Here is a 10,236-nt window from a genome sequence, read left to right as displayed (position 1 = left end):
CCGTCAGTGCGCGATGCCGGAGCCGGCCGCTTCGTCGATCAGCCGTCCCGTCTGGAAGCGGTCGAGGTCGAATGGTCGGGTCAGGTCGTGGTGTTTGCCGTTCGCCATCATGTAGGCCGTCATTTCGCCGCCCACAGGGATGGATTTGAAGCCGCCGGTGCCCCAGCCGCAATTGAGATAGAGGCCGGGCAGCGGGCTTTCGCCCATGATCGGGGATGAGTCGGGCGTCACGTCGACCACGCCGCCCCATTGCCGCATCAGCTTGAGCTGGCCGACGGTGGGGAACATTTCCATCAGGCCGGACAGCACCACTTCGAGCGCCGGCAGGTTGCCGCGCTGGGCGTAGGATGGCACGCGGTCGATGCCGCCGCCGATCACCAACTCGCCTTTGTCGGACTGGCTGACATAGGTCGCGGTGGCGGGCGCCAGCACCACGGTGTCGAGGATCGGCTTGACCGGTTCGGAGACGCAGGCTTGCAATGTGTAGGAGATCACTGGCAGCCGGAAGCCCGCCTTGGCCGCCATCTGCGACGAGTTGCCGGCGACCGAGAGGCTGACCTTGTCGGATCGGATGGGTCCCTTCGAGGTCATCACGCCACGGCAGCGGCCGCCCTCGATGATGAATTCGGTGACCTCGCAATTCTGGATGATATCGACGCCAAGCCGGTCGGCGGCGCGGGCGTAGCCCCAGGCCACCGCATCGTGGCGCGCGACGCCGGCGCGGCCCTGCCAGACGCCGCCGAGCACCTGGAAGCGGCTCTTCGACGAAAAATCGTAGAGCGGCACGATCTTCTTGCACGCCTCGATATCGAGCAGCTCGGAATCGATGCCGTTGATCTGCATGGCATTCACCAGGCGGGCGGCGATTTCCATCTCGCCCTTGGAATGGACCATGGTCAGCACGCCGCGCTGCGAGAACATGACGTTGTAGTTCAGATCCTTGGAGAGACCTTCATAGAGCTGCAGCGAGCGCTCGTAGAGGGCGGCACTTTCCGGATAGAAATAGTTCGAGCGGATAGTGGTGGTGTTGCGGCCGGTATTGCCGCCGCCGAGCCAGCCCTTCTCGATGATCGCGACATTGGTGATGCCGTGGTTCTTGGCGAGATAATAGGCCGTCGCCAGCCCATGCCCGCCGCCGCCGATGATGATGGCGTCGTAGCGCGCCTTGGGCTCCGGCGAACGCCAGGCAGGCTGCCAGCCCTTCTGGTTGGCGAAGCCTTCCTTGATGAGCGAGAGGAGGGAGTAGTGGCGGGTCATGCGGCTGCGGCTTCCCTGTAATAGAAGAAGGATTCCCCGCCCCAACCCCTCCCCACAAGGGGGAGGGGCTTAACGTGCGGAACCGCCATGCACTCCATTGAAGCCAACCAAATGTGGTGACCTAAGATGGGTGTGTAGCGGTTGCCACGGGTTAGCCCCTCCCCCTTGTGGGGAGGGGTTGGGGCGGGGTCTTTTCTCATCTGTTTTAACCCCTCATTACCTTACCCATCGGGTCATACGGCGACGCCTCGATAATCCGGCACGCGCGCTCGTCGCCCACTATATGCGTCATCAGTTCCATCCCCGGCACCGCCAGTTCGCGATCGACCAGCGCCATGGCGATCGACTTGCCGATCGTGTAGCCGTAGCCGCCCGAGGTGACGTAGCCGACCAGACTGCCGTCCTTCCAGATCGGCTCGTAGCCGGAGGCGTCGGCGTTGGTGGCGTCGACTTCGATCGTCACCTGCAGCTTCTTGGCGGATTGGGTTTCCTTTTCCGCAACTGCCGACTGTTTGCCGACGAAATCGGCCTTGTCGAAATCGATGAAGCGGTCGAACAGCGTTTCCTGCGGCGTATAGGCCTGGGTGAACTCCCTGGACCAGATGCCGTAGCTCTTCTCAAGCCGCATGGAGAGCGAGGCGCCGAAGCCGACTTCCTTGAGGCCGATATTGCGGCCCGCCTTCAGCAGCGTTTCGCGAACGGTGCGGTGATAGGCGGCCGGGATGTTGATCTCGAAGCCCATTTCGCCGGTCACCGACATGCGGCCGACCTTGGCGGTGACGAGGCCGATATCGACGGACTTGCAGCCGAGGAACTTCAGGCTTGCATTGGAGACATCGTCCTCGGTCGCACGCTGCAGCACTTCACGCGACAGCGGACCGCAGAGCGAGAAGCCGACCCAATCATCCGAGAGGTCACGAACCGAAACGCCATCCATGTTGAACTGCTCGTACCAGCGCATGTGCCATTCGCGCAGGTAATAGGAGCCCATGATCCACCAGGTGCCGTCGCCCCAGTTGAAGATGGTGAGGTCGCCCTTGAGCCGGCCGTCGAAGCCGAGCATCGGCGCCAGCACCGAGCGACCGGGCTTCGGCAGCTTGCAGGCGAAGACCTTGTCGAGCCATTCATGGGCCTTGGGGCCCTTCACTTCGTAGCGGGAATAGCCGGAGATATCGATGAGGCCGGCCTTTTCACGGGTATGCAGCACTTCCTTGCCGACGATATCGAAGGCGGTCGAACGGCGCAGCGTGTGGTTTTCCTCGTAGTCCTTCGAAGGCGCGAAATAGAGCGGCACTTCGAGGCCCCAAGAGGCACCCCAACGCGCTCCGGCTTCGGTCATTTCATCATAGGACGGCGAAACCTTGAGCGGGCGGCCAGCCGGCAGCTGCTGGTTCGGATAGGTCATCACGAAACGGCGGGAATAGAACTGGCCGGTCGTTTCCCTGATGTACTGGCGGTTGGACGCGTGCTGGCCGTAGCGGGCGATATCCATGCCGAAGACGTCGTCCTTCGGCTCGCCGAAGATCATCCATTCGGCCAGCGCCTTACCGACGCCGCCGCCCTGCATGAAGCCGGCCATGACGCCACAGGCGACCCAGTAATTCTTGACGCCGCGCACCGGGCCGACCAGCGGATTGCCATCGGGCGTGAAGGTGAAGGCGCCGTTGACCCAGCGCTTGACGCCGGTTTTTTCGAGAACCGGGTAGCGCTCGTAGGAGAGCGTGAGTTCGTGCTCGATGCGTTCGAGATCCTCCTGGATCAAGTCGAAGCCGTAATCCCAGGGCGCGCCATCCATGTTCCAGTGGCGATGCTCGACCTCATAGATGCCGAGCAGGATGCCCTTCTGCTCCTGGCGGAGGTAGGAGAAGCCGTCGAGATCGACCATGGTCGGCAGCTCTTCCTTGAGGTTGTCGAGCTCAGGAATCGCCTCGGTGACGAAATACATATGTTCGAGCGGCGAGACCGGCAGTTCGAGGCCCGCCATGCGGCCGACCTGCTTGGCCCACAGGCCGCCGGCATTGATGACGTGCTCGGCATTGACGGTGCCCTGCTCGGTGACGACGTCCCACGAGCCGTCGGGCTTTTGGGTCAGTTCCATCACGCGGTTCTTTTCGACGATCGAGGCGCCACGCATGCGGGCCGCCTTGGCGTAGGAGTGAACGACGGCCGAGGGATCGATATGGCCTTCGCGGTCGGCATAGAGGCCGCCGATAATGCCATCGGGCTTGACGATCGGGCAGCGGTCGAGAATTTCGTCGATGCCGATCAGGCGCACGTCATCGATGCCGGTCGACTGGAACACGCGGTGTGCGGCCTTCAGCGCATCCCAGCGATCCGGGTTGCAGGCATAGGAAATGCCGCCGGTCGTGTGCATGCCGATATTGACGCCACTTTCCTTCTCGACTTCGCTGAGAAGATCGATCGTGTAGGCGTGCAACTGCGCCAGGTTCGGATTGGAATTGAGTGCGTGGAAGCCGCCGGCAGCATGCCAGCTGGAGCCCGAGGTCAGCACGTTGCGCTCGATGAGCAGCGTGTCGGACCAGCCGTATTTTGCGAGATGATAGAGAATGGCGGTGCCCACCACGCCGCCACCGATGACCACGACCTTGTAATGCGATTTCACGACCCGCTCCATCCGATTTGTGAGGGCTGAACCCTAGATTATCTGTACATTGCTGTCCATGCGGATGTAGCGCAGTTCACAGCTTGCACGCATGCGTTTTTCCGACTTAGGAGACGGCTTCCGCGCCGCCCTCGGACATGCGTTTTGAAATGAAGCCATCAAGCCGTGCGCCGATCTCGTCGGCGCCTGCGATCGGCTGGTACTGGTCGATCACCCGTTTCCAGATTCCGTTGGCGCGTTCGGTCGCTGTCTTTGAGCCGCTTTCCGTCCAGTTGCCGAAATTGGAGAGATCGGCGACCAGGGGCTGGTAGAAGGCGGTGCGATAGCGCGCCATCGTATGGGCCGCGGCAAAGAAATGCCCGCCCGGCTGCACTTCCTCGATCGCCGAATAGCCGATCGCCTCGGCATCGCCCGGGGTGGGCGCGAAGAGCTCGGCCATTGTCTGCAGCGCCTCGATATCGGTGATCAGCTTCTCGTAGGAGACAGATAGCCCGCCCTCCATCCAGCCCGCTGCATGGATGCAGAGCGTGGCGCCCGCCAGCACACTGCCCCAGAGCGCGAACTGCGTTTCGTGTGCTGCCTGCGCATCGGAGACATTCGAGGCAGAGCCGCCGCCGGATCGCCAGGGCAGTCCCGTGAGGCGGGCGAGCTGGCCGGCGCCAAGCGTGGCCTTGACGTGCTCCGGCGTGCCGAAAGCAGGCGCACCGGACTTCATATCGACATTGGAGGAGAAGCTTCCGTACATCACCGGAGTGCCGGGACGCACGATCTGGGCGAGTGCGATGCCGGCCAAAGCCTCCGCATGCTGTAGCGTCAGCGCGCCGGCAACCGTTATCGGCGCCATCGCACCCGCGAGGCAGAACGGCGTGATGACCAGGATCTGCCCGGCTTTGGCAAAGTCGATGATCCCCTGCGCCATGGGAATGTCGAGCTGGCGCGGCGAATTGGTGTTGATGATCGTGTAGCACCAGGCATCCGACAGGAATTCGTCATGCGAAATGCCGCGCGCGAGCCGGATCATCTCGAAGGCATCGTCGGCCTGCGGGGTGCCACGCGCGTAGACGAAGGGAAACTTGTCTGATTGCGTGAGCTGCGTACGGGTCACAGCATAGTGCCGGTATTTTACCGCCACGTCCTGCGCCTCGACATACGGACCCTGGACATGCAGGACGTCGAAACTCTGGACGATCTTGGTCAGCGCATCGAAATCGGCAAGCGACCCGGCGCGGCGGCCACGGTCGAGATCGGTGACGTTGGGCGCCCCCGACCCGGCGAGGAATGCCATGTTGCCGAGTTCGAATGTCTGGTCGCGGTTTGCGTTACCGGTGCGGGCATGGATGGAGCGCGGCGCGGAGGCGAGTCCCGCCTCGACGATGTCGCGGCCGATGCGAACCATCAAGGTCTCTTCATCGACGATCGCGCCGGCAGCCGCATATATCTTGCGCGCCTCCGGCAGCAGAACCTTGATGCCAAGGTTCTCAAGCACGCGAAGCGCCGTCTCGTGGATTGCCTCGATCTCGTCGGTGGAGAAGACCGCCTGCGGCACGAAGCTGTTCTTGAGGTTGCGGTAGTTGGGCTGCCGCGTGGTCTTGCTCTGAGTTTCCCCCGGCCGGTGGCGGCGTTCACGGCGCGTCTGATGCAACATTTCGTCGATCATCTCTGGCTCCTCTCAAGACTGGCAGGAGTGAAACATTTATGTACACAGATGTCTAGAGATGATTGCGGAAATATTTTTACCCGTTATGGTCGGGTCAGGAGATACCCATGAAGATCACCGCCATCCGCGCCACGCCTGTCAACATACCTTTCACCGCGCCCTACCGCTTTTCCTACGGCTCGATTGCCTCTCTGACCAAGACGGTGATCGAGGTCGATACCGACGAGGGCGTGACCGGCCTCGGCGAATGCGCCGATGGCAACCGGGCAGCGGATGTGATCGCCGCCGGCGAACGGCTGATCGGGCTCGATATCAGGGATATCAACACCGCCGAGAAGCGGCTCGTGCCCGGCATGCGCTACACGCCGTGGGGCAATGTGACAGCGGCGAGGCGGGTGTCCGGCGGCATCGAGATGGCGCTGTGGGATGCGCGCGGCAAGATCGAGGGCGTGCCCCTTTATCTCCTGCTGGGAGGAGCGGTCAGGACGGAAATCCCGCATAGCGAATATTTCAGCTACCGCTTTCCCGGCGCCCATGACCCCGGCGAATCCTCGCCGGTCGAAGTCGCCCGCTATTGCGCCCGGATGGTCGAGCAATACGGCGCCGATATTTTCGAGGGCAAGATGGGCACGGTCGGGCTCGACGAGGAAATCGCGATGATCCGCGAAATCCGCGCCGCGATCGGCGATCGCCCGCTTCGGCTCGATGCCAATGGCGGCTGGACGGTGCCGACGGCGCGCGAGGCCTTGCTGCGGCTGGAACCGTTCAGTATCCAGTGGTTCGAGGAGCCCGTCGAGACCTATGAGGAGATGGCCCAACTGCGGCTGCATTCCCCGGTGTCGTTTTCCACCCACATCATCGACCTGCCCAAGGCCGTCGCATTGCGCTGCCCAGAAACCATCGTCACCAATATCAATGAACACGGCGGCATCCGCCGTACGGTGGAATTCATCCGCGCCTGCGAGGCCTTCAATGTCGGTTTCCGCTTTCACTCGGGAGAAACGGGCATCGCCAGTGCCGCTTACCTGCATCTGACGGCAGCGATCGAGCATATCAGAGAGGCCAGCCAGACGCTGTTCCGCTGGTATGCGGATGATGTGATCGAGGGCGGGCCGTTTGCGTTGAAGAGCGGTATGATCAGGGTGCCGGATGGGCCGGGGCTGGGGGTGGCGCTCGATAAGGTGGCACTGAAAAGGTGCCATGAAAGGTTTCTGACGGAGGGGGCGTTTCCGGGAGCGAAGAACACAAGTTATGGGGATGGGTTTCGGAAGAAGTGAAGAAAGTCCCCGCCCCAACCCCTCCCCACAAGGGGGAGGGGCTCAACCAAGCTGCGCCGTCGCGCCCAACACTCTCTCAGCGGGCGCTGAGGTGAATGTTGGCGACGAGGGTGTCACGAGTTAGCCCCTCCCCCTTGTGGGGAGGGGTTGGGGCGGGGTAATCCTCGCTCAACGCATAGACATAGAAGGACCGCCCCATGACCAAGACCGTCAAACTCACCGCCGACCAGGCATCCGACCTGATCTTCGACGCCCTGGTCGGTGCCGGCACCGTGGCGCGCAATGCCCGCTATTTTGCAGATGCGATCCTCGATACCGAGCTTTCGGGGCTGGAGGGCCATGGCTTCTACTGGCTGCAATATTATTGCGAGCATGTTCAGAGCGGCAAGGTCGATGGCAAGGCGACGCCGGTGGTCAAGCGGTTGACCAATGTCTCCTTCCGCGTCGATGCCAAGAATGGTTTTGCTCATCCGGCGATCGAGAAGGGTTTTGCGCATCTGGTTCCGGCGGCGCTGGAGAATGGCATCGCCGCGATGGCGGTGCACAATTCCTATAATGCCGCGACGCTCGGTTATCACACCGGTTATCTCGCGCAGCAGGGCCTGGTCGCCTTCGGCTTCACCAATTCGTCGCCGGCGATTGCGCCAGTCGGTGGTACCAAGCCGGTGATCGGCACCAACCCGATGAGTTTCGCCGTGCCCGGAAAGAAGGGGCGCATTGCCTTCCTGATTGATCAATCCTCGTCGCAAGTCGCATGGACGGCCGTCAAGCGCGCCGCTGAGGAGAACCAGGTGATCCCGCTCGGCTGGGCTATCGACAGAAGCGGCCAGCCGACCACCGATCCGGAAGAAGGCTTGAAGGGTTCGATGGCACCCGCCGGTGGTTATAAGGGTTTCGGCCAGGGCCTGATCGTGGAGACCATGTGCGCGGCACTCGCCGGCGCCAATCGCGGTCAGGAAATGGGCTCAATGATGGCCAATGACGGCCTGCCTGTCGGCAATGGCCAGTTCTTCATCGCGCTCGAACCCAAGATGTTCTCGGGTGGACTATTCGAGAAGCAGATCGAGCGGCTCATCGCTTCAATCACGTCACAGCCTGGTGCCAGAATGCCGAATTCGCGGCGGCAGGCGAACATCAAGAAGAATCTCAAAGGCGGGCTGACGATCGACAAAGCGCTTTACGACAAGATCAAGGCCTATACCGAGCGCCACGTCTGACGCGAACGAAGGCAGGGGGAGCGCATCATGGATCAGCTATTGCCTCCCGTTTTCAAGGATGAACGCAAGCGCATCTTCCTCAATGCCGAAGGCGCCGACAAGCCATTGAAGAGCCCGCTGCCTCGGGATGTGGTGGAGCGCGCCCGCGCCTATCGCCTCGGCCGGATCAGGAAGGGCCTGGTCGAGACCGATTGCGCGGCCGCACTGCTCTACGATCCGGTCAATATCCGCTATGCGCTGGATAGTCCCAACATGCAGGTCTGGTCGCTGCACAATCCGGTGCGCTACGCGCTGGTCTTCGCCGAAAGACCGGCGCTGCTATTCGACTACAAGGGCGCCGAGCATCACTCGAAACACCTGAAGGCGATCGACGCGGCGAAGCCAGCGACCTCGTGGATATACGTCATGGCCGGCGACAAATCATCCGAGCAAGCTGTCAAATGGGCGGCCGAGATCGGCGATCTCATGCGCCAGCACGGTGGGGGCAACAAGCGCATCGCGGTCGACCGGCTCGATGTCGAGGGCGTGCGGGCGCTGGAGAAAATCGGCATCGAGGTCGTCGACGGCACGCCGATGACCGAGGCCGCGCGCTCGATCAAATCCGCAGACGAGATCGCCCTGATGCGATGGACGATCCGCGTCTGCGAAGCGGGCATGGCGCGCATCTACGAGCATTCGGTGCCCGGCGTCACCGAACAGGAGCTCTGGGCGCATCTGCATTTCGAAAATGCCCGCTCTGGCGGCGACTGGCTGGAGACCAAGATCCTCACCTGCGGGCCGAACACCAATCCCTGGTATGGCGAATGTTCGGACCGGCTCTGTCGCGAGGGCGAGATGATCGCGTTCGATACGGATATGATCGGGCCTTACGGCTATTGCGCCGATCTTTCGCGGTCATGGACCTGCGGCTATACCAGGATGACACCGAAGCAGGCCGAGCACTATGCCGCCGCCGTCGAGCAGATCGAGCACAATATCTCGATCCTGCGCGCCGGACTGGATTTCCGCGCGTTCAACGAGAAATCCTGGCGTATTCCCGAGCGCTACCAGCCCTATCGCTATTCGCTCGCCGTGCACGGCGTCGGCATGGCGGATGAGTGGCCGATCGTGCTCTGTCATACCGATTTCGAGCACAACCAGGGCGGCCGGTTCGAGGCGGGCATGGTGGTCTGCGTCGAAAGCCTGATCTCGGAAGCGGGCTGCGAAAGCATCAAGCTCGAGACGCAGGTGCTGATCACGGAGAAGGGGCCGGAGCGGCTCGATCAATTCCCCTGGGAGCGGCTCTGATCCAGTTCACGAGATCCACGAGGCCCGCCTTGCGCGCTTTTGCTCGGGGATAGACCAGGCAATAGGGATGGCCGAGCGGGATCGGTCGCTCATCGGCCAGCACCAGCCGGCCCGCCTCGATATCGTCGGCGCCCATTTCCCGCTGGCCGAGCGCGACGCCGAAACCGTCGCGGGCGAGATCGAGCGCCAGGCTCGACTTGCCGACGCGGTAGCCTAGCGTCTCGTCTGGTCGCTTGACGCCGGTGTCAGTGAACCATGCCTGCCAGGTTGGATGCGAGACGAAAGTCGGTCCCCAATTGGTGTGGATCAGGTCGTCATCCGGCACTGCGGTCATGCCTTCACTCCGGACGGCCGGATTGCGTTCGAGATAATCCGGGCTACACATCGGCACCACCGCATCCTGCACCAGCGGAATGGTGACCATGTCGGGGTAGAGGCTGAGGCCGTAGGACAGCCTGAGGTCGATATCGTAGCGGGCAAAATCGGCGAGATCCTCCTCCGATCGAAGTTCGAAACGGAAATTCGGATGATCCCTGAAATAGAGCCTGAGCTTCGGCTCCATCCAGCGTTCGGCGATCGAGGGCAGGGCACTGATCACCAGCCGCGAACGGGCGCGGCCGGAGACAACCTTTTCGGTGAAAGCCGAGATCGACTGCAGCGCATCCGACGCGCCGGAGAAAATCGTCTGCCCGGCATCGGTCAGCACGATGCGATTGTTGTAGCGGCGGAACAATTGTTTGCCGAGAAACTCCTCGAGGTTCTTGACCTGCTGGCTGACTGCCGCCGCCGAAACCCCGAGTTCATCAGCCGCCGAGACATAACTTCCGCTCCGCGCGGCAGCCTCGAAAGCGCGCAGGGCATTGAGTGGCGGGAGGGATAAGGACATGGATCTGCCTCAGTTTTTCTAGGTCAGGATAA

Annotated in this window: 7 protein-coding genes; 3 read left to right on the top strand and 4 right to left on the bottom strand. The window is 62.3% G+C overall.

The genetic code is table 11. The features are described 5' to 3' along the window. Window positions 1-3 precede the first annotated feature (3 nt). The 3 genes from ACSQ26_RS18025 to ACSQ26_RS18015 form a co-directional block, all read right to left on the bottom strand. Window positions 4-1,257, bottom strand: coding sequence for a sarcosine oxidase subunit beta family protein (locus ACSQ26_RS18025; protein WP_436011205.1), 1,254 nt, complete (start codon window positions 1,255-1,257; stop codon window positions 4-6). Between the two features lie 205 nt (window positions 1,258-1,462). Continuing rightward, a complete protein-coding gene (locus ACSQ26_RS18020) occupies window positions 1,463-3,880 on the bottom strand; it encodes a GcvT family protein (protein ID WP_436011203.1) in 2,418 nt (805 codons plus the stop codon). 106 nt (window positions 3,881-3,986) lie between these two features. Next, window positions 3,987-5,525 (bottom strand): trimethylamine methyltransferase family protein, encoded by a 1,539-nt coding sequence (locus tag ACSQ26_RS18015; protein WP_436015338.1) that lies wholly within the window; start codon window positions 5,523-5,525, stop codon window positions 3,987-3,989. A 119-nt stretch (window positions 5,526-5,644) separates the two neighbouring features. Between ACSQ26_RS18015 and ACSQ26_RS18010 the strand changes: the two genes are divergently transcribed. From ACSQ26_RS18010 to ACSQ26_RS18000, 3 genes are all read left to right on the top strand, one after another. Continuing rightward, entirely contained in the window at window positions 5,645-6,814 is a 1,170-nt protein-coding gene (locus ACSQ26_RS18010) for a mandelate racemase/muconate lactonizing enzyme family protein (protein WP_436011201.1), read from the top strand. 197 nt (window positions 6,815-7,011) lie between these two features. Continuing rightward, window positions 7,012-8,031: an Ldh family oxidoreductase gene (locus ACSQ26_RS18005; protein ID WP_436011199.1), complete on the top strand. Its 1,020-nt coding sequence runs from the start codon at window positions 7,012-7,014 to the stop codon at window positions 8,029-8,031. Between the two features lie 27 nt (window positions 8,032-8,058). Beyond that, window positions 8,059-9,318 (top strand): M24 family metallopeptidase, encoded by a 1,260-nt coding sequence (locus tag ACSQ26_RS18000; protein WP_436011197.1) that lies wholly within the window; start codon window positions 8,059-8,061, stop codon window positions 9,316-9,318. Here the strand turns inward: ACSQ26_RS18000 and ACSQ26_RS17995 are convergent. Next, window positions 9,266-10,204, bottom strand: a complete 939-nt coding sequence (locus ACSQ26_RS17995) for a LysR substrate-binding domain-containing protein (protein ID WP_436011195.1) — start codon at window positions 10,202-10,204, stop codon at window positions 9,266-9,268. The genes ACSQ26_RS18000 and ACSQ26_RS17995 overlap by 53 nt on opposite strands. Window positions 10,205-10,236: the final 32 nt, after the last annotated feature.

It is taken from the genome of Rhizobium sp. LjRoot254 (assembly GCF_964254105.1).
In the GTDB taxonomy this organism is placed as follows: Bacteria; Pseudomonadota; Alphaproteobacteria; order Rhizobiales; family Rhizobiaceae; genus Rhizobium_E.
This window is presented reverse-complemented; position numbering and strand designations above follow the sequence as displayed.